The following is a 19,802-nucleotide window of genomic DNA, read 5'->3' as shown; positions in this document are numbered from 1 at the left end:
GTACGACAAAAAAGGCTGTCACAGAAAGCGGGTGGGCGGCATCTGGATGGCAACCGAGATGGAAGGAAACGCCATGGAACCGCGCATCAACCTCATGACGAGCGAAATCGGCCTCAAGATCGGCAAGCGGTTGGCCAACATCAGCACCGTCCTGGAGCAGTCGAGCCTGCCGAAGGGGCTGCAGGAGCTCGTCAGCCTGCGCTGCAGCCAGATCAACGGCTGCGCCTGGTGCGTCGACCTGCACACCAAGGAGGGCGCCGCGGCCGGTGAGTCCGCGGTCCGCCTCCACCAGGTCGCGGTCTGGCGGGAGTCGGCCGTGTTCAGCGACGCCGAGCGGGCCGCCCTGGCGCTGGCCGAGGAGGGCACCCGGCTCGCCGACGCCCACCACGGCGTGTCCGACGAGACCTGGGAGCAGGTGGGCAAGCACTACGACGAGGAGGCGGCGGTCGCGCTCGTGTGCCTGGTCAGCCTGGTCAACGCGGCCAACCGCCTCGGCGTGGTGCTGCGCCAGCCGGGCGGCGGCTACGAGGTCGGGATGTTCTCCGGGCTGACCGGCTGAATCAGGTACTCGGCGCCGGCCCGCGCCGCCCACCGCAGGCGCCACCGGCCCGGCGGCGCGCCGCCGGCGGCGACGAAACCGGTGCCGCGAACGGCGCCGGGCGACGGTAGCTCGACCGTGAGGGGGCCGTCCGCGCCCGCGACGACCTGAGCCGAGACGAGGCGGCGGGCGGCCCAGGTGAGCGCGACGGTGTGGCCGCCGCGGCAGCGGATGCCGCGGACGGCCCCGCCGTCCCAGCCGGGCGGGAGCGTCTCGAGCAGGCTCACGGTGCCGTCGTGGCTCTGCACGAGCAGCTCGGTGATGCCGGCGACGACCCCGAGGTTGCCGTCGATCTGGAAGATCCAGCCGGTGGGGCGGGCGGCGTCGGGGTGCAGGGTGAGCAGCGACGGTGAGCACAGCTCGTCCAGCAGCGCGTCGACGCAGCGGGCGGCCAGCTCCGGGTCGCGCAGGCGGGCGGCCAGGCACAGGATCCAGGCGCGGCTCCAGCCGGTGTGGCCGGAGCCGTGGGCGAGCCGGGCCTGCAGCGCGCGGGCGGCGGCGGCGAAGTGGGCGGGGGTGCCGGTCTCGGTGATGCGGGTGCCGGGGTACAGCCCGTAGAGGTGCGAGAGGTGGCGGTGGCCGGGCTCGCGGGGAGGGCGGTCGTCGTACCACTCCAGCAGCGCCCCGTCGGCGCCGACCGGCACCGGGCGCAGCACCGCGAGGGCCGTGGCCGCGTCGGCGGCGAGGTCGTCGCCGGGCGCCAGGGCCGTGTACCGCGTCAGGACCTCCCGGGCGAGCTCCTGGTCGAGCGCGGCGCCCCATGAGGTGGCGGCGTGTCCCGCGGTACCGACGAGGAAATGATGCTCCGGAGAGGTCGAAGGGCTGAAGACCAGCTCCCCGGCCCGGTCGAAGACGAGCATGTCCAGGGTGAAGCGGGCGGCGGCCCGCAGGACGCAGCGCGCGAGATCGGGTGCGGCGCCGAAGTCGTGGTGGTCCCAGGCGTGCGCGGCCAGCCACAGCAGGGCGGAGGGCCAGTTCGCCCACTGCGGGTCGCCGGGGACGGGGGCGGTGAAGCGCCACAGGTCGCTGTTGTGGTGCGCGGCGGCGCCGCGGGCGCCGTAGTGGAACGCCGCGGTCGCCTCGCCCGCCGCGGCCAGCTGGGCGACCAGGTCGAGCAGCGGGCCGTGCAGTTCGGGCAGGCCGGTGGTCTCGGCCGCCCAGTAGTTCATCTGGGTGTTGATGTTCGTGGTCCAGTTGCTGCTCCAGCCGGGGCGCACGTCGGCGTTCCAGATGCCCTGCAGGTTGGCCGGCTGGGTGCCGGGGCGGGAGGAGGCGATGAGCAGGTACCGCCCGAAGTGGAACAGCAGCTCCGCGCCGGGCCGGGCGCCGTGCAGCCGCAGGTCGGCGCGGTCGAACAGGCTCCGGTGGTCGGCCGCGTGGCGTTCGCGCAGCCGTGACAGCGGCTGGCCGGCGAGCCGGTCGACGCGGGCCAGCGCCTCGGCGGCCAGCGCGTCAGGGTCCGCGACCGGGCGGCGGTCGTGGCCGCGGAAGCCGGTGGCGACGGCGACGAGGAGCCCGCCGGGAGCGAGGGCGGCGGCGACCGCGAACCCCATCCCGGCGGCGACGGTGCCGTCGTCGTCGGGAAGGTCGGCGGCGTACACCACGGCCGGCTCGGCGTCGACGTAGTTGGGCAGCACGTGGGCGGGCGCCCGGCCGGTCCACACGACCCGGCCGCCGCCGAGGGAGCGCATGGCCACGCCCGGGTGCGGCGAGTGCAGATGGGGCAGGTTGCCGTCGAACCCGCCGTCCGTCATCAGCACCAGTACGTTGTCGGGGGCGGACACGAACGCGGTGAGGCGGACGGGGCCGGCGCCGGTGACGTATTCGACGACCGCCTCGGCCGCGGCGAGGTCCAGGTGACGCCGGTAGCCGTGACCCGGCAGCGCATAGCGCCACGAGAGCCGGCCGATCGGCTGGTAGGACTGCGTGTAGGCCGAGCCCTGCAGGCCACGGGCCAGCGATTCGGCCCGCAGGTGCTCACCGGCGGCGATCGCGCGGCGCAGCTCGGGCAGCAGCCGGGAAGGCGGCGGGCCGCAGGGCGGGGCGAGGGGGCCGCCCGACCAGAGGGTGTCGGCGTTCAGGTCCAGCCGTTCGGTCCCGATCGAACCGTGCAGCATGGCGCCGAGGGCGCCGTTGCCCAGAGGGAAGCCGTCGTGGAAGTCCGCGGCCGGGGTGTCGAGCTCGATGCGGTACCTCATCGGTGGTCCAGCAGGAACACCCGGTCGCCGCGGCGGACCGCCTCGACGCCCGGCGGCAGGCCGGCCACGACGGGCTCGACGCCGGCGTCGGCGCAGACCCGGGCGAGCAGCCGCGCGAGGGCGTCGGGCTCGGGGAGGGTGGTGACGTACCAGGCGGTGCCGCCCCCGTACCGATGGCGAAGGATCGCGGGGCGGCCGTCCAGCGGGCCGCCGCGATAGGCCGCGACGACGTCGGCGCCGCTAGCCTCGGCCCATTCGCCCCACATCGAGGCGGTGAAGTCGCCGAGCGCGGCGGAGGCGACGTCGAGCGGGGTGAGCACCGGCCAGTGCTCCTCGACCCGCACCCCGAACACCTCCCGCAGCGGGCCGGGCCAGCCGCCGGTGTAGATGCGCTCGGCGGGGTCGGCGACGCCGCTGAACGGGCCCATGACGAGGGTGCCGCCGCCGGCGACGTAGGCGGCGAGGTTGGCGGCGGCGTCCGGCGCGACCTGGTACAGGTTCGGCACCAGGACGAGGCGGTAGCGCCCGAGCGCGCCCGCGGCCGGCGCGAAGTCGCACGTGATGTTGGCCCGCCACAGCGGGGCGTAGTAGTCGGTGAGCCGGTCGACGTACCGGAAGCCCTCGTGCGGCTGGTGGTCGAGCTCGACGGCCCGCCAGGCGTCCCAGTCCAGGACGATGGCGACGTCGGCGGCGACCGTCGTCCCCTCGACGCCGGACAGCTCGGCCAGCTCGCGGCCGAGCTCGCAGATCTCGCGGAACACCCGGGAGCCGGGCCCGGCGTGGGGGACCATCGCGCCGTGCGCCCGCTCGGCGCCCTGCCGCGACGCCCGCCACTGGAAGTGCAGGACCGCGTCGGCGCCGCGGGCGACGGCCTGCAGCGACCACAGCCGGTTGAGGCCGGGCCGCTTCGGGGTGGCGACCGGCCGCCAGCTGGCCGCGCCCGGCGACTGCTCCATGAGCAGCCACGGGCGGCCGCCGCCGAGCGAACGCACGACGTCCTTCGACATCGCACCGCGCAGGGCGGCGCCGGGGTCGTTCGGGTCCGGATAGGTGTCCAGCGAGACGACGTCCTCCTCCGCGGCCCACCGCCAGCCGTCGGTGTGGCGGTAGAAGTCCATGAAGTTGGTGGTGACGGGCACCGCCGGGTTGCGGGCGCGCACCGCGTCGCGCTCGGCGGCGAAGCACTCCAGCAGCGCGTCGGACACGAACCGCTGGTAGTCGAGGTCCTGCAGCGGGTTGATGACGTACTGCACCCGCCGCGGCGGCAGCACCTCCGCCCAGTCGCCGTAGCGCTGCGACCACACCGCCGTGCCCCAGGCGGCGTTGAGGCCGTCGAGGTCGCCGTAGCGGCGGGCGAGCCAGCCGCGGAAGCGCCGGGCGCAGTGCTCGCAGTGGCAGGCGGTGCCGTACTCGTTGCCGATGTGCCACAGCCGCAGGGCCGGATGGTGGGCGTAGCGGTCGGCGAGCGCCTCGGTGACGGCGAGGGCGGCCCGGCGGTAGGCCGGCGCGCACGGGCAGTACTGGTTGCGGGAGCCGTAGAGGCGCCGCACCCCGTCCGGGCCCTGCGGCAGGGTGTCGGGGTGGCGGTGGCCGAGCCACGGCGGCGGCGACGCGGTCGGGGTGGCCAGCGCCACCCCGATGCCGGCGCCGTGCAGCAGGCCGAGGACGTCGTCGAGCCAGCCGAAGGTGTACCGCCCGGGCTCGGGCTGCAGCGCCGCCCACGCGAACACGCCGACGGTCACGAGGTTGACCCCGGCCTCGCCCATGAGCCGCACGTCCTCGGCCCAGACGTCCGGCTCCCACTGCTCGGGGTTGTAGTCGCCCCCGAAGCCCAGTGCCACCGCCCTCAGCCCTTGATCGCGCCGAGCAGCATGCCCTTGGTGAAGTGCCGCTGCACGAAGGGGTAGGCCACGAGGATCGGGATCAACGTCAGCGTCACGACGGCCATCTGCAGCGACAGCTGGGCGATCACCTGGTGGCCGGCGTACTGCCCGGTGCCGGTGGTGCCGGTCCCGGGCATCTGCGAGCCCTGCAGCGTGTACGTGTACAGCACCATCTGCAGCGGCCATTGCCCGTTGTCGGGCAGGTACAGCAGCGCGTTGAAGAACGAGTTCCAGTACCCCACGGCGTAGAACAGCGTGATCACGGCCAGCACGGCGCGCGAGGTCGGCATGACCACCGACCACAGGATGCGCCACTCCCCCGCCCCGTCGATCCGCGCGGCGTCGAGCAGCTCCGTCGCCGTGCCGGCGAAGAAGCCCCGCAGCACAAGGATGTTGAACACGCTGACCGCCGCCGGCAGGACCATCGTCCAGTAGCGCCCGTACCCGCCGAGCGCGGTGACGATGAGGAACGACGGGATGAGCCCGCCGCTGAAGAACATGGTGACGACGAGGAACATCAGAATCGTTCGGTGGGCGAACGTTCCCGGGCGCGACAGCCCGTAGGCGCACAGCACGCTCACCACCATCGACAGCAGCGTGCCGACGGCGGTGATCGCGAGGCTCACCAGCAGCGAGTGGGTGATTAGCTGGTTGGTGAAGATCTGCCGGTAGGCCTCGACGGTCAGCTCGCCGGGCACCGTGACCATCCCGCCGGCCCGGTTGATGGCGGCCTGGGTGGAGAAGCTCGTGAGCACGATGGAGTACAGCGGCACGATGACGACGGCGACCACGACGAACAGCGTGACGCCCTTGGCGGCCTTGCCCACCGGCCCGGCCGGCTCTTCCCAGGCGGGCCTTCTGTCAGCGGTCATGTCTGCGGTACAACCCGTCCTCGCCGAAGGCGTGCGCCAGCTTGTTCGCGCCCAGCACCAGCAGCAGTGACAGGACGCCCTTGAACAGCCCGGCGGCGGCGCCGTAACTGAAGTTGTTGTTGACCACGCCGTAGTAGTACGAGAACGTGTCGAGCACCTCGGACGCGTCGCGGCCGACGGCGTCGCGCTGCACCAGCATCTGCTCGAAGCCGACGGTGAGCGCGTTGCCCAGGCGCAGCACGAGCATGAGCACGATGACGCCGCGCATGCCGGGCAGCGTGACGTGCCACAGCCGCCGCCACCGCCCGGCCCCGTCGGCGGCCGCCGCCTCGTACAGGTTCTGGTCGATGGCCACGATGGCCGCGAGGAAGACGATGATGCCCCAGCCCGCCTCCTTCCACACGGCCTGGGCGGTGACGAGGTACCGGAACGTGTCCGGGTCGGTCATCACGTCCCAGGTGCCCAGGCCCTGGCGGCGCAGCAGCGTGTTGAGCGCGCCGGCGCCGCCGAGCATCTCCTGGAACACGGTGACGACGAGGACCCACGAGAAGAAGTGCGGCAGGTAGACCACGCTCTGCACGAACGAGCGCACGCGGGCGTTGACCACCTCGTTGAGCAGCAGGGCCAGGGCGATCGGCACCGGGAAGTACAACACCAGCTGCACGGCGCTGATCACCAGGGTGTTCCGCAGGGCCTGCCAGAACAGCGAGTCCTGCAGGAGCCGCTCGAAGTTGTCGAGCCCGACCAGCGGGCTGTACCAGAACCCGGAGTAGATGTCGTAGCTCTGGAACGCGGTGACGAGCCCGAACATCGGCGCGTAGGCGAACACGCCGAGGAGCACGACCGCCGGCAGCGTCATGAGCAGCAGCGAGCGGTCCCGCTGCAGCCGCACCCGCCACCGGCGCCCGGTGCCACTCACTTGCCGGTGCCGTACTTCTCGCGGATGCCGTCGTAGAACTTGCGCAGGTCGTCGCCGCCCTGCCGGCGCCAGTTGGCGACCGCGTCGGTCCACGCCGAGATCGGCTTGCGGCCGAGCTTCACGTCGGTGATGGTGTCCATCATCGGCTGGCTCAGCGAGGAGAACTGCTGCGGCTCGGTGACGTTCATGCCGTAGAACAGCGGCTTCACCATGTGCTTGACCGCCTCGGCCTGCCAGGCCGCGTAGTCCTTGACGACCTGGGTGGCGCCGGACTGCACGGTGGTGGCCGAGGCCGGGCAGGCCAGGAACTGGAACGTGGTGGCGATCTCCTTGCTGCCCTGCTCGGTCAGCAGCGGGTTGCCTTCGGTCATGGTGAAGTGGGTGCCGGTGACGCCGAAGTTGACGGTCAGCCACTCCGCCGAGCCGTAGGGCGCGGCCAGGTAGTTGGCGACCGAGAGCAGCTCCTTGATCTGGGCCTCGCTCAGCTTCTTGTTGAGATAGCTGAACATGGCCGCGCCGTTGCCGATCTGGATCTTCGCGTCCCCGGGCTTCGCACCGAAAAGCTTGAAGGCCTGGCGGTTGTACTGCGGGTTCGCCGCCGTCCCGGACTTGAAGTCGTCGCCGTTCCACGCGCCGGTGCCGTCGGCGCACACCGCGACCTTGCCGCTCCAGAAGCGCTGCTTGGCGTTCTTGCTGTTGTTGGCGACGGCGTCGGGGTGCAGGTAGCCGGCCTTGACGAGCTTCGCGTGCCAGTTGAGGGCCTCGACGATGCCGTCGGTCTCGTAGCGGTGCTGCAGCTTGCCGGCCGGGTCGAGCGTCCACGGGTAGCCGGTGCTCGGGAAGTCGAACACCTGGCAGATGTAGCCCGCGTCGTTGCCGAACAGGTCGTCGAACGCCCACTGCCCGGCGGCGGCGTTGGTGAGCGCCTTGCCGATCGCCTCCAGGTCGTCGATCGACTTGACCTCGGGCGAGACGCCGGCCTTGTCGAAGATGTCCTTGCGGTAGAAGTACGCGCCGGCGATGACCGCGTTGGAGGAGTAGATCGGCAGGCCGTAGAGCTTGCCGTTCCACACCCCCGACACCCAGGCGTTCGTGGAGAGCGCGGCCAGGTTGGGGTACTGCTTGACCTTGTCGCCGGCCAGGTACGGCGTGAGGTCCGCGAACTTCGTGGCCACCGCCTCGCCGAAGTTGAGCTTGGTGGTCGTCCAGCTGGGGATGTCGATCCAGTCGGGCAGCTTGTCGGCGGCGAACAGCGGCGGCAGCAGGTCGGCGTAGGTGTTGCCGTCGGCGGGCTGCAGCTTCAGGGTGGTGCCGAGCGCCTTGTTGACGGCGTCGTAGTACGCGTTGCCGCTGGACGGCGGGATGGCGCCCCACAGCGGCGTCATCGTGGCGTAGGAGCCGCCGGAGCCGACGGTGCCGGTGACCGTGCGCGGCGGGTTGGCCGGATAGGACAGGAAGGCCGGGTCGGTCGAGGCGCCGTTGGCCCCGGCGACGACCGGGATGTCGGGCTTGACCACGCTGCTCGGCACGTACGCGGGCAGCGCCCGGGTCAGGTCGGTGTCGCTGGTGGTGCCCTCGTTGCGCGGCTTGGGGCTGCCGCAGGCATCCAGCAGCGGCGCGGCGGCGACGACCGCGACGGAGGCGAGCAGGCCGCGGCGGCTCAGCCCGGGACTGGTTCCCATCTGGTTCTCACCCTCGAGTGGAGGTAGCGCAACGTTGTCGAAGCGCTTCGAGGCACAGACCGTAGGACATCGATGAACGCCCCACAAGCAGTCCCGGGACCCCGCCGTCCACGCTGGGCAAACGCGCCGATTTCCGTGAAAGTTGCACGGCTTGACAGGACCCTGGCGGTCCCCGATTATCGAAGCGCTTCGAAACCATTCAGGAGGTCACGCCCGTGACGGACCGTGTCGCCGAGCTGCTCGCCCGGCTCACGACGGCGGAGAAGATCGCGCTGCTGCACCAGGCGCAGCCGGCCGTGCCCCGCCTCGGCCTCGCCGCGTTCCACACCGGCTGCGAGGCGCTGCACGGCGCCGCCTGGCTCGGCCCGGCCACCGTCTTCCCGCAGGCCGTCGGGCTCGGCGCGACCTGGGACCGCTCGCTGCTGCGGGAGGTGGGCGCGGCCGCGGCGACCGAGGTGCGCGCCTACGGGGCCTCCCGCAACGTGTGGGCGCCCGTGGTCAACCCGCTGCGGGACCCGCGCTGGGGCCGCAACGAGGAGGGGTACAGCGAGGACCCCTACGCCACCGCCCAGCTCGCGATCGCCTACTGCGCGGGCCTGCGCGGCGACCACCCGTCGGTCTGGCGCACCGCACCCGTGCTCAAGCACTTCCTCGCCTACAACGTCGAGACCGAACGCGACCTGGTCGACATGCGGGTGCCGGCGCGGGTGCTGCACGAGTACGAGCTGCCGGTCTTCCTCGAGCCGCTGCGCGCGGGCGTGGCGGCCGGGGTCATGCCGGCGTACAACCTCGTCAACGGCGTGCCGAACCACGTCCACCCGCTGCTGGCGCTGCTGCGCGAGGCCGCCCCGGACATGGTGGTGTGCTCCGACGCGTACGCCCCTTCCAACCTGCTGCGCCAGTTCCCCTCGGCGGCCGAGTCGCACGCCGCCGCCCTGCGCGCCGGCGTGGACAGCTTCACCGACAACGGCACCGACCCGGAGCCCACGATCGACGGCCTGACCGCGGCCCTGGCGCGCGGCCTCATCACCGAGTCCGATGTGGACGCCGCCGCCGGCCGCCTGCTCGCGATGCGGGCCCGCACCGGCGAGCTCGACCCCTCGTCCGACCCGTATGCCGGCACGCCGCGCGAGGTCATCGCCTGCGCCGCGCACGCCCGGCTCGCGGCCCGCGCCGCGGCGGCCGGCATCGTGCTGCTGAAGAACTCGCCCGGCGCCCTGCCGCTGAGCGGCTCCGCGAACGTCGCGGTGATCGGCCACCTGGGCGACCGGGTCCTGCGCGACTGGTACAGCGGCACCCTGCCCTACGCGGTCACCGTGGCCGGGGCCCTGGGCGGCGTGACCACGGTGGACGGGCTGGACCGGGTCGACCTGGGCCTCGGATCCCTGTTCGCGCACCAGGACTGGGGCACCAGCGTGCAGTGCCCCGTCCCCGTCCACACACTGCGCAATGTGGACACCGGCCTCTACCTCACCGCCGACGACGACGGCAACGCCACCGCGACGGCGCCGGCCCCGGACGGCTGGGAGGTCCGCGAGCTGTGGGAGCTGCACCCGGCCCCGGACGGCCGGATCCGCCTGTACAACAACGCGCTGCGCCAGTACGCGGCCGGTGTACCGCCGCTGGAGTGGCGCGTGGTGTCCGGCGGCATCGAGGAGGCCGTCGCCGCGGCCCGCGCCGCCGACCGCGTCGTGCTGGTGCTCGGCAACGACCCGCACATCAACGGCCGCGAGACGGTCGACCGCGACGGCCTGTCCCTGCCCGACCGGCAGGAGGCGCTGCTGCGCGCGGTCGTGCAGGCCAACCCGGATACGGTACTCGTGCTGGTGTCGAGCTACCCGTACGCGATCGACTGGGCCGACGCCCACGTCCCGGCGATCCTGTGGACGTCCCACGCCGGCCAGGAACTGGGAACGGCGGTGGCCGGCGCGCTGCTCGGCCACGCCAACCCGGCCGGCCGCCTGCCGCAGACCTGGTACCGCGCCGGCGCCGAGCTGCCGGACCCCACCGACTACGACATCATCGGCTCGGGCTGGACGTACCAGTACCACCGCGATCCCGGCGAGGTGCTCTACCCGTTCGGCCACGGACTGTCGTACACCACCTTCTCCTACGGCCCCCTGTCGCTGGACGGCCTGACGGCCTCGGTCACGGTGACCAACACCGGCGACCGCGCGGGCGACGAGGTGGTGCAGCTGTACGTGACCCCGCGCTGCTGGCCGGTCCCGGCTCCCCGGCGCCGCCTGGCCGGCTTCGAGCGCATCCCGCTGTCGCCCGGCGAGTCCCGCGAGGTCCGCTTCGAGGTGCCGCCGGCGGCCCTCGCCTACTGGTCCGAGGCCGACTCGCGGTTCGTCACGCCGGCCGGCGAGTACCTGTTCGCGGCCGGCCCGTCGACGGCCACGATGACCTTCCTGTAGGGGTGGGCGGGGGTCCTGGTCGGCGCCGGGGCCCCCGCTTCTACTCGCCGCGCCGGACGGCGCCGGGCGCGCGCCTTCAAGCAGCGCATCCACGCCCTGCTGCACGCCGAGCTGGTCCGGCTCGGCGGCCCGGACCCGGATGAGACCGCCGAGGCGCTGCTGGCGCTGACCGACGGCGTCCTGGTCGCGGCGACCATCCGCCCCGGCGGCGCGCCGGCCCGCGCCGCCCGCTCAGCCGCCGACCGCCTGCTGTAGCTCGCGCAGGTACTCCTCGTGCCCGGCCCGCAGCCGTTTGGCCCCGAACAGCACCCTGACCAGCGGCCCGTCGAGCGACTCGCGCATCGTCACGCGGGTGCGCCCGCCCGGCAGCGGCTCGAGCACCTGCTGGTCGACGGCCTTGTACCCGGCGACGACCCCGCTCCAGGTCAGCTCCCGCCCCGGTTCGACCACGGCGAACGTCGAGTTGACGGCGACGGCGCCGAGCTTCCACCGGAACGAGACCCCCGGCGCCATCTCGCCCAGCCGCAGCACGCGCCGCTTCGGCGACCACTCGGGCCACGAACGCAGGTCGGCGAGGACCGCCCACACGCGCTGCGGCGGGGCGTCGATCACGATGCTCGACTCGGACGTCACGGGCGCCGCGGCGTCGATCCGCCCCTGGAGCGCGTACTCCCGATGCAACACGGCCAGCTTCATGAGAGCAATGCTCTCTCTTGTGAGCGATGATGTCAACTAATCGGGTCGAGGCCGATGCCGTCCAGCAGCATGCGCGCGACGAGCCGGAGCTGACCGGGGGTCGCGGCCTCGCGCAGCGCGGACAGCGACGACGCCGTCACGTCGAACAGTGACACCGTCCGCGCATAGGGGTTCGCGCGCGGCACGAACCAGATGTGACAGCGGTACGACGCCGGTTCGAAGCGGCCGTTGCGCAACACCGGGGCCAGCAGCACCGTCGTGGCCGGATCCACCTGGCGCTCGAGGGCCGCCGGCGAGCTCCACCGCGCCGTCATGCCGATCTCCTCGGCCTCCCGCTGCAGGCGCACGAGGTCGTCGAACCGGGCGACGCGCACCGTGAAGTCGGGGTCGCGCGACGAGACGTGCCAATGCAACGGCTCCGGGTGGGCCGTCACGGTTTCATGACGGCACATCAATGCGTTGACGAAATGGGTGAATATCTGCAATCTTAGATTTCCCCGTCCGCAAGAAGTTAGCAGAGTCTTGCAACTTCGAGGCAGGCGCGCCGCCAACCGCCCGCCGCACTAGAGCTCGTCGTAAGAGCATCAGCGCCCGGGCCTGGGCGTGCCACCGCCGATGTGCCCGACTTCCGTGGGCACGGCCGCCGGGCCGAGGGGCGCTCCGTGCTGTCGTCTGAAACGGAGCAGAGGACACCCCCATGAGATCAAAGCTGCTCGCCGGAGCCCTGACGGTCGTACTGGCCGCCGCCGGCGCCGCCGCCTCGTCCGCACCCGCCCACGCCGCCGGTGGGCCCAACCTCGCGCTCGGCAAGGCCGCCACCGCCAGCGGCGTCAACGGCCAGTACGTGGCCGCGAACGTCAACGACGGCAACCAGGCCAGTTACTGGGAGAGCCCCAACAACGCGTTCCCGCAATGGGTCCAGGTGGATCTCGGCAGCGCCACGAGCGTCGACCAGGTCGTGCTCAAGCTGCCGACCGGCTGGGGCAACCGCACACAGACGCTCAGCGTCCGCGGCAGCACCGACGGTAGCACGTTCAGCGACCTGTCGGCGTCGACCGGGCGCGTCTTCGACCCGGGCACCGCCAACACGGTGACCGTGAACTTCACCGCGGTCACGACCCGCTACGTGCGGGTCAACGTCACCGCGAACACCGGCTGGCCCGCGGCGCAGCTGTCGGAGCTGGAGATCTACGGCGCCGGCGGCACGACCAACGGGCAGAACTTCGCCGCCGGCCGCCCGGCCACGGCGAGCAGCAGCGTCGGCGGCTTCGCGCCGGGCAACGTCACCGACGGCAACCAGGGCACCTACTGGGAGAGCAACGCCGGCGCGTTCCCGCAGTGGATCCAGGTCGACCTGGGCACGGTGCGCAGCGTCAACCGCGTCGTGGTGAAGCTGCCGACCGGCTGGGGCGCCCGCAACCAGACGTTCAGCGTGCGCGGCAGCACCGACGGCAGCACCTTCACCGACTTCCTCAGCTCGGCGTCGTACGCGTTCAACCCGTCGGCCGCGAACACCGTCACGGTCAATGTCAGCACGACCGCGGCGCGGTACGTCCGGCTGAACTTCACCGCCAACACCGTGCAGAACGCCGCGCAGGTGTCGGAGCTGGAGGTGTACGGCAGCACCGTCGACCCGCCGCAGCCGCCGACCGCGCCCGGCAACCTCGCCTACACCGAGACCACCCCGGGCCAGGTCAAGCTCACCTGGACGGCGTCGACGTCCGCCCAGGGCATCGCGAGCTACCTCGTGTACGCCAACGGCACCGTCCGCGCCACCGTGGGCGGGAGCGTGCTGACGTACACCGACACGCAGCCCGTCTCGTCCACCGTGACCTACTGGGTGCGGGCCCAGGACCCGGCCGGCAACCAGTCGGCCGACAGCAACCACGTGACCCGCACCGGCACCACGAACCCGCCGCCCGGCACCAACCTGGCGCCCGGCAAGGCGATCGAGGCGTCGTCGTCGGTCTTCTCGTTCGCGGCGGCCAACGCCAACGACGGCAACGTGGCCACCTACTGGGAGTCCAACGGGTTCAACTCGACGCTGACGCTGCACCTGGGCGCCAACGCCGACCTCACCTCGCTCGGGCTCAAGCTCAACCCGGACACCGCCTGGGGCCCGCGCACGCAGAGCATCGCCGTGCTCGGCCGCGAGCAGTCCGCGACCGGCTTCACGACGCTGGTCGCCCGCGCCGACTACGCGTTCAGCCCGTCGGGCAACCAGAACACGGTGACGATCCCGCTCACCGGCCGGGTCGCCGACGTGCAGCTGCAGTTCTTCGCCAACACCGGCGCGCCCGGCGGCCAGGTCGCCGAGCTGCTGGCGTTCGGCACGATGGCGCCCAACCCCGACCTCGTGGTCACCGGGGTCTCCTGGACGCCGGCGTCGCCGAACGAGTCGACCCCGATCACCCTGTCCGCCACGGTGAGCAACAGCGGTACCGCCGCGGCCCCCGCGACGACCGTGAACTTCGCCCTCGGCGGCGCGGTCGCCGGCAGCACCGCCGTCGGGGCGCTGCAGCCCGGCGCGTCCACCACTGTCACCTTCAACGCCGGCACGCGCGGCATCGGCAGCTACCCGGTGAGCGCGACCGTCGACCCGGCCAACTCGGTCATCGAGCAGAACAACGACAACAACACGCTCGTCGCCTCGACGAACCTCGTCGTGGTCCAGGCGCCCGGCCCGGACCTGCAGGTGCTCGCGGTGGCCAGCAACCCGGCCAGCCCGGCCGCCGGCGCCGCGGTGTCCTTCACGGTGCAGGTGAACAACCGGGGTACCACCGCGGTCACCGCCACCACGGTCACGCGGGTGAGCGTCGGCGGTACCACGCTGAACGCCAACACCGGCACGATCAACGCCGGCCAGACGGTCACCGTCGCCGTGCCCGGCACGTGGACCGCGGTCGCCGGCGGCGCCACCATCACCGCCACCGCCGACGCGACCAACGTCGTCGCGGAGACCAACGAGACCAACAACTCCCTGTCGCAGTCCATTGTGGTCGGTCGCGGCGCCGCGGTGCCGTACACCGAGTACGAGGCCGAGAACGGCACGTACCAGGGCACGCTGCTCACCGCCGACCCGCTGCGCACGTTCGGGCACACGAACTTCGGCACCGAGTCCTCGGGCCGCAAGTCGGTGCGCCTGGACAGCGCCGGCCAGTTCGTCGAGTTCACCTCGACCAACCAGGCCAACTCCATCGTGGTGCGCAACTCGGTGCCGGACTCGGCCTCGGGCGGCGGCCAGGACTACACGATCAGCCTCTACGCCAACAACGTCTTCGTGCAGAAGCTGACCCTCTCCTCGCACTTCAGCTGGTTGTACGGCAACAGCGACGACACCGAGTCCCTGTCCAACACCCCGGGCGGCGACGCGCGCCGGCTCTTCGACGAGTCGCACGCGCTGCTCTCGCAGAGCTACCCGGCGGGCACGAAGTTCAAGCTGCAGCGCGACAACGGCGACAACGCGGCGTTCTACGTCATCGACCTGGTCGACCTGGAGCAGGTGGCCCCGCCGCTGTCCCAGCCGGCCGGCTGCACGTCGATCACGCAGTACGGCGCGATCCCGGACGACGGCAAGGACGACACGGCGGCGATCCAGCAGGCGGTGATGGACGACCAGAACGGCGTCATCTCCTGCGTGTGGATCCCGCAGGGCCAGTGGCGGCAGGAGCAGAAGATCCTGACCCCGGACCCGACCCGCGGGCAGTACAACCAGAAGGGCATCCGCAACGCCGTCATCAAGGGCGCCGGGATGTGGTACTCCCAGCTGTACACGACCACCGAGCCGCAGAACGTGGTCGGCAACATCAACCACCCGCACGAGGGCAACGTCGGCTTCGACATCGACGACAACGTCCAGCTCTCCGACATCGCCATCTTCGGCGACACCACCAACCGCAAGAACCGCGGCCACGGCCTGAACGGCCGCTTCGGCAAGAACACGAAGATCTCCAACGTCTGGATCGAGCACACCAACGTCGGCGCCTGGGTCGGCCGCGACTACAGCGACACGCCCGCATACTGGAACCCCGCCGACGGCCTGCAGTTCTCGGGGATGCGCATCCGCGACACGTACGCCGACGGCATCAACTTCGCCAACGGCTCCCGCAACTCGACGGTGTTCAACTCCTCGTTCCGCACCACCGGCGACGACTCGATGGCAGTCTGGTCGAGCACCTACGTCAAGGACCAGTCGGTCGACATCGGCCACGACAACCACTTCACCAACAACACCGTGCAGCTGCCGTGGCGGGCCAACGGCATCGCCATCTACGGCGGGTACGGCAACGTCATCGAGAACAACCTGGTCTCCGACACGATGAACTACCCCGGCATCATGCTGGCCACCGACCACTCCCCGATCGCGTTCTCGGGCACCACGACGATCGCGAACAACGGGCTGTACCGTTGCGGCGGGGTGTTCTGGGGCGAGCAGCAGAAGTTCGGCGCGATCACGCTGTTCGCGCCGTCGAGCGACATCGTCGGGGTCACCATCCGCGATACCGACGTCATGGACTCCACCTATGACGGCATCCAGTTCAAGGCGGGCAGCGGGGCCTACCCGAATGTCGCGATCACCAATGTCCGCATCGACAAGTCCAACAACGGCGCGGGCATCTTGGCGATGGGCAGCGCCCGGGGCAGCGCGACGCTGACGAACGTGACCATCACCAACTCCGCGACGGGCAATGTCGTCAAGGAGCCGGGCTCGCAGTTCGTCTTCAACGGAGCCCCGAACTAGCACGCACCGCACGGAGACGGGGGTTCCGGCCACAGCCGGAACCCCCGTTCGTCATGTCAGGCCGGTCCCGGCTTTGCGTCCGGACTTCCGATGCCGCCTCGCCAGGGGCCGGGCACCGGTCCGGTTGTAAGTCAATCCACACAAACTTACGGCCACGCCGAGCCGGCCGGCAGCCGCGCGCGCCAGTTGGTAAGTCAGTCCGCACGAACTTACGAGCACGCCGAGCGGCCACGCAGTCAGCCGGCTGCGCCCGATGTAAGTCAGTCCACACAAACTCACGAGCGCGCCGAGCAGCCACGCAGTCAGCCGGCCGCGCCCGCTGTAAGTCAGTCCACACAAACTCACGAGCGCGCCGAGCAGCCACGCAGTCAGCCGGCCGCGCCCGATGTAAGTCAGTCCACACAAACTCACGAGCGCGCCGAGCAGCCACGCAGTCAGCCGGCCGCGCCCGCTGTAAGTCAGTCCACACAAACTCACGAGCACGCCGAACCGCCAAGCGACCAGCTGGCCGCGGCCGATGTAAGTCAGTCCGCACAAACTTACGAACACGCCGAGCTGGCAGGCGGCCGAGCGGCGGCGCCTACGAGCGCTTCGAGCCGGAGAACGGCCCGCGGCCGTTGTAAGTCAGTGCACACGCACTCACAACCACGCCGAGGTGGCGCACGGACGCAGGCGTTGTAAGTCAGTCCGCACAAACTTACGAGCGCGCCGAGCTGACGGGCGGCGAACCGCCGGCACCTACGAGCGCCTCCAGCCACGAACGGCCCACGGCCGTTGTAAGTCAGTGCACACGCACTCACAAGCACGCCGCGCCGACGCGCGGGCGCGGGCGTTGTAAGTCAGTCCGCACAAACTTACGAGCGCGCCGAGCTGGCCGGCGGCCGACCGGCGGCGCCTACGAGCGCTTCGAGCCGGAGAACGGCCCGCGGCCGTGGTAAGTCAGTGCACACGCACTCACAAGCACGCCGAGGTGGCGCGCGGGCGTGGCGTTGTAAGTGAGTCCGCACAGACTTACAAGTGACCAGGGCGAGGACATAGGCGCCGGGATTGCCGGGCGCGGCGGCCGAAATATTTCGGAATGGCGGATCGACTGCCTTCTTCTTGGAACAAAGTGTCACAACGTTGACCGGCATGCGGATCGATGTGCACCATCTCCGAAATGGTTTTCGGTCGGAAGACCCGATCTGAGGACGTGAGAGATGAGTCGATTCGCCCGCCCGCCACGGGCCCTGGTCGCCGTGCTCGCGGCCGTCCTGGTGCCGCTCGTCGGGCCCGCCACAAGGGCCGTCGCCGCGCCGGTGACGTTCAGCAGCACCGTCGCCAGTCAGGCCGCGGCGAACTGCATGGACGTGCCGAACTCCGCGGCCACGAACGCTCTGCAACTGATCGCCTACGGCTGCCACACGGCGGCCAACCAGACCTTCACGTTCACGCCCGTGTCGGGGGTGGCGAACACGTACACGATCGGCACCGTCACGGCCGGATCATGCGTCGACGTCACCGGGCAGTCCACTGCCGACAACGCGGCGATCATCCAGTACACCTGCAACGGCCAGACCAACCAGCGCTTCCGGCTGCAGGCGGTCACGATCGCCGGCGTCACCAACACGTTCAACCTGGTGGGCGCGCAGTCCGGCAAGTGCATCGCCACGGCCGCCGACAGCACCGCGGCGAACGCGAAGCTGGTACAGCTGCCGTGCACGAGCGCGCTGACCCGGGTGTGGCGGCTCGCGGGGTACGACCCGGGCAGCACCGGCGGCGGGACGCGGACGTTCACCAACCCGCTCGACCCGCAGGGCCCCGATCCGTGGCTGACCTACTACAACGGGTATTACTACCTGGCCGCCACGACCTGGAACCGCACCATCACGATGCGCAAGTCCGCGACGCTGGGCGGGCTGGCCACGGCGCCGGAGACCGTCATCTTCAACCTGACGCGCTCCACCGGCGCCGGCACCATGTGGGCGCCCGAGTTCCACCTGCTCAACGGCCCCAACGGGCAGCGGTGGTACCTCTACTACGTCGCCGGCGTCGAACCGTACAACCTCGGCACGCAGCGCATCCACGTCCTGGAGAGCTCCGGGCTGGACCCGATGGGGCCGTACACGTGGAAGGCCGACCTGCTCGATCCCACGCAGGACAACACGTGGGAGTTGGACCCGACCATTCTGCAGCTGAATGGTCAGCTCTACCTGCTCGGCACGTACTACGACGGCTCGCAGCCGATGTTCATCCGGCCGCTGTCCAACCCGTGGACGGCGTCGGGCACGCGGCACCTGCTGGCCACCCCGACGTACAGCTGGGAGACCGTCGGCGGCGCCGTGAACGAGGCGCCCGAGGTGATCACGCACGGCGGCAAGACGTTCATCGTGTTCTCGGCGAGCCACTGCTCCACGCCGGACTACAAGCTGGGCCTGCTGACGTACAACGGCGGAGACCCGCTGAGCTCCTCGTCGTGGGTCAAGACGTCCACGCCGGTCTTCCAGCGCTCCAACGCCAACGGCGTCTACGGGCCCGGGCACAACGGGTTCTTCAAGTCGCCGGACGGCACCGAGGACTGGATGGTGTACCACGCCAACTCCTCCGCGAGCGGCGGCTGCGACATGAACCGCAGCACCCGCGCGCAGAAGATCACGTGGAACGCCGACGGCACCCCGAACCTGGGCGTCCCGGTCGCGCTGGGCACGCAGCTGGTCGTGCCGTCCGGGGAGCCGGCCCCGTGAGGTAACGGGGCAGCGGAACCGGCGCGAGGTCCGTACCGTCTCACGTGACATGGCTGGAAGAACCGCCGCCGTCGCGGCCCTCGCGCTACTCCTGCTCGCCGGCTGTGCCCGGCCCGCCGCAGTCGGCGGGCCGGGCACCGCGGCCGCCGACGTGCACGACGCCTGGACTTCGTGCGCGAAGGCTATCGACGATCCGCGCAGTTCCGCCGGCGCAAGCGCGCTGGAGCTGCCGCGGCTGCCCGCGGACTTCACGCCGGCCGGGGTCGTGGTGTGCGCGATGGATCTGCAGACCCGCGCCGACGGCGGCCAGGACGAGGTGATGGCCGAGCGGCACGGGTCCAAGGTGGACGGTCTCACCGCGGCGCTGCGCCTGCCCGACAAGCCGCTGACGGCGACCGCCTGCGACCTGGACCTGCCGGGCGTGGCCTGGTTCGCCATGATCGACGCGGGCGGGCGCTGGGTGCGGCCCGGCATCGCCCACGACGACTGCGGCAAGCTGCGCATCGAGGTCCGCGACGCGGTGGAGCACCTGGAGCTTCGCACCGTGGCCACGACCGTGCTCGCCGAGATGAAGTCCGCGGCGGCGGCCAAGGCCGGCTGCGAGCAGCAGTGGTCCGACATGGTCGGCACGGTGACGTCGAACGAGCCGGCGCCGCAGGAGCACCCGTTCGACCCGCCGAAGAGCGACGTGCGCCTGTGTGTGTACACCGTGCCGGCGAGCGAGCAGGGCAGCGCCAAGCCGGCAGGCACGTTCGAGCGCGGCGGCCCCCTGCCGGCGGCGACCTGGACGGCGCTGCGCTCGGCGATGCTCCCGGCCGGGCCGGCCCGGCCGTGCCCGGCGCACGCGAGCCGGTTCGCGCTGTTCCGACCGGCCGCCGACAACGGCGGCGAGGTGTACGTGGAGCTCGACGGCTGCTACCGGATGCTCTGGTTCGGCCCGTCCGGCGCGGCGCTGCGCCAGGGCTCGGCGGCGATCGCCGACCAGATCACCAAGGCGCTGTAGCCCTGTATCTTTCACCGGTCGTCCCCAGGTCGGGCGCCTTGTGAAGCGCTTCGATTGAGTTTCGAAACAC

13 protein-coding genes are annotated in these 19,802 nt (G+C 71.4%); 6 read left to right on the top strand and 7 right to left on the bottom strand.

The window, feature by feature from the left end:
• Positions 1–73 precede the first annotated feature (73 nt).
• The gene (locus tag ACQEVU_RS09965) at positions 74–559 is read left to right on the top strand and encodes a carboxymuconolactone decarboxylase family protein (RefSeq protein WP_433322345.1); all 486 of its coding nucleotides are present in this window, start codon (positions 74–76) and stop codon (positions 557–559) included.
• Here the strand turns inward: ACQEVU_RS09965 and ACQEVU_RS09960 are convergent.
• The 5 genes from ACQEVU_RS09960 to ACQEVU_RS09940 are packed head-to-tail and all read right to left on the bottom strand — an operon-like array spanning position 523 to position 8,152.
• On the bottom strand, positions 523–2,796 hold the full coding sequence (locus ACQEVU_RS09960; RefSeq protein WP_433322343.1) for a glycoside hydrolase family 95 protein: 2,274 nt from the start codon (positions 2,794–2,796) through the stop codon (positions 523–525). The genes ACQEVU_RS09965 and ACQEVU_RS09960 overlap by 37 nt on opposite strands.
• Positions 2,793–4,637 carry a beta-galactosidase gene (locus ACQEVU_RS09955; RefSeq protein ID WP_433322341.1) on the bottom strand — a complete coding sequence of 615 codons (1,845 nt, stop codon included), beginning with the start codon at positions 4,635–4,637 and terminating at the stop codon, positions 2,793–2,795. Before ACQEVU_RS09955 ends, ACQEVU_RS09960 begins: the two co-directional genes overlap by 4 nt.
• A gap of 5 nt (positions 4,638–4,642) precedes the next feature.
• Positions 4,643–5,551 carry a carbohydrate ABC transporter permease gene (locus ACQEVU_RS09950; RefSeq protein WP_433322339.1) on the bottom strand — a complete coding sequence of 303 codons (909 nt, stop codon included), beginning with the start codon at positions 5,549–5,551 and terminating at the stop codon, positions 4,643–4,645.
• Positions 5,541–6,470 carry an ABC transporter permease gene (locus ACQEVU_RS09945; RefSeq protein WP_433322337.1) on the bottom strand — a complete coding sequence of 310 codons (930 nt, stop codon included), beginning with the start codon at positions 6,468–6,470 and terminating at the stop codon, positions 5,541–5,543. Before ACQEVU_RS09945 ends, ACQEVU_RS09950 begins: the two co-directional genes overlap by 11 nt.
• Entirely contained in the window at positions 6,467–8,152 is a 1,686-nt protein-coding gene (locus ACQEVU_RS09940; protein ID WP_433322335.1) for a hypothetical protein, read from the bottom strand. The genes ACQEVU_RS09945 and ACQEVU_RS09940 overlap by 4 nt, the downstream gene beginning before the upstream one ends.
• Before the next feature lie 215 nt (positions 8,153–8,367).
• Here ACQEVU_RS09940 and ACQEVU_RS09935 point away from each other — a divergent pair, with 215 nt between their 5' ends.
• Positions 8,368–10,569, top strand: a complete 2,202-nt coding sequence (locus ACQEVU_RS09935) for a beta-glucosidase family protein (protein WP_433322333.1) — start codon at positions 8,368–8,370, stop codon at positions 10,567–10,569.
• Between the two features lie 15 nt (positions 10,570–10,584).
• Positions 10,585–10,824, top strand: coding sequence for a TetR family transcriptional regulator C-terminal domain-containing protein (locus ACQEVU_RS09930; RefSeq protein WP_433334878.1), 240 nt, complete (start codon positions 10,585–10,587; stop codon positions 10,822–10,824).
• Here ACQEVU_RS09930 and ACQEVU_RS09925 read toward each other — a convergent pair.
• Both ACQEVU_RS09925 and ACQEVU_RS09920 read right to left on the bottom strand, forming a co-directional pair.
• Entirely contained in the window at positions 10,801–11,265 is a 465-nt protein-coding gene (locus ACQEVU_RS09925) for an SRPBCC family protein (protein ID WP_433322331.1), read from the bottom strand. The genes ACQEVU_RS09930 and ACQEVU_RS09925 overlap by 24 nt on opposite strands.
• A gap of 32 nt (positions 11,266–11,297) precedes the next feature.
• Complete coding sequence (locus ACQEVU_RS09920; protein WP_433322329.1) at positions 11,298–11,699, bottom strand: hypothetical protein; 402 nt, start codon at positions 11,697–11,699, stop codon at positions 11,298–11,300.
• Positions 11,700–11,962: 263 nt separating this feature from the next.
• Here ACQEVU_RS09920 and ACQEVU_RS09915 point away from each other — a divergent pair, with 263 nt between their 5' ends.
• The 3 genes from ACQEVU_RS09915 (at position 11,963) to ACQEVU_RS09905 (ending at position 19,732) form a co-directional block, all read left to right on the top strand.
• Complete coding sequence (locus ACQEVU_RS09915) at positions 11,963–16,006, top strand: discoidin domain-containing protein (protein WP_433322327.1); 4,044 nt, start codon at positions 11,963–11,965, stop codon at positions 16,004–16,006.
• 1,199 nt (positions 16,007–17,205) lie between these two features.
• Positions 17,206–18,729 (top strand): family 43 glycosylhydrolase, encoded by a 1,524-nt coding sequence (locus ACQEVU_RS09910; RefSeq protein WP_433322325.1) that lies wholly within the window; start codon positions 17,206–17,208, stop codon positions 18,727–18,729.
• A 49-nt stretch (positions 18,730–18,778) separates the two neighbouring features.
• Entirely contained in the window at positions 18,779–19,732 is a 954-nt protein-coding gene (locus tag ACQEVU_RS09905; protein ID WP_433322323.1) for a hypothetical protein, read from the top strand.
• The last annotated feature ends 70 nt before the right edge of the window (positions 19,733–19,802 follow it).

The sequence above is a fragment of the Dactylosporangium sp. CA-139066 genome (assembly GCF_050936175.1).
Classification (GTDB): Bacteria; Actinomycetota; Actinomycetes; order Mycobacteriales; family Micromonosporaceae; genus Dactylosporangium.
This window is presented reverse-complemented; position numbering and strand designations above follow the sequence as displayed.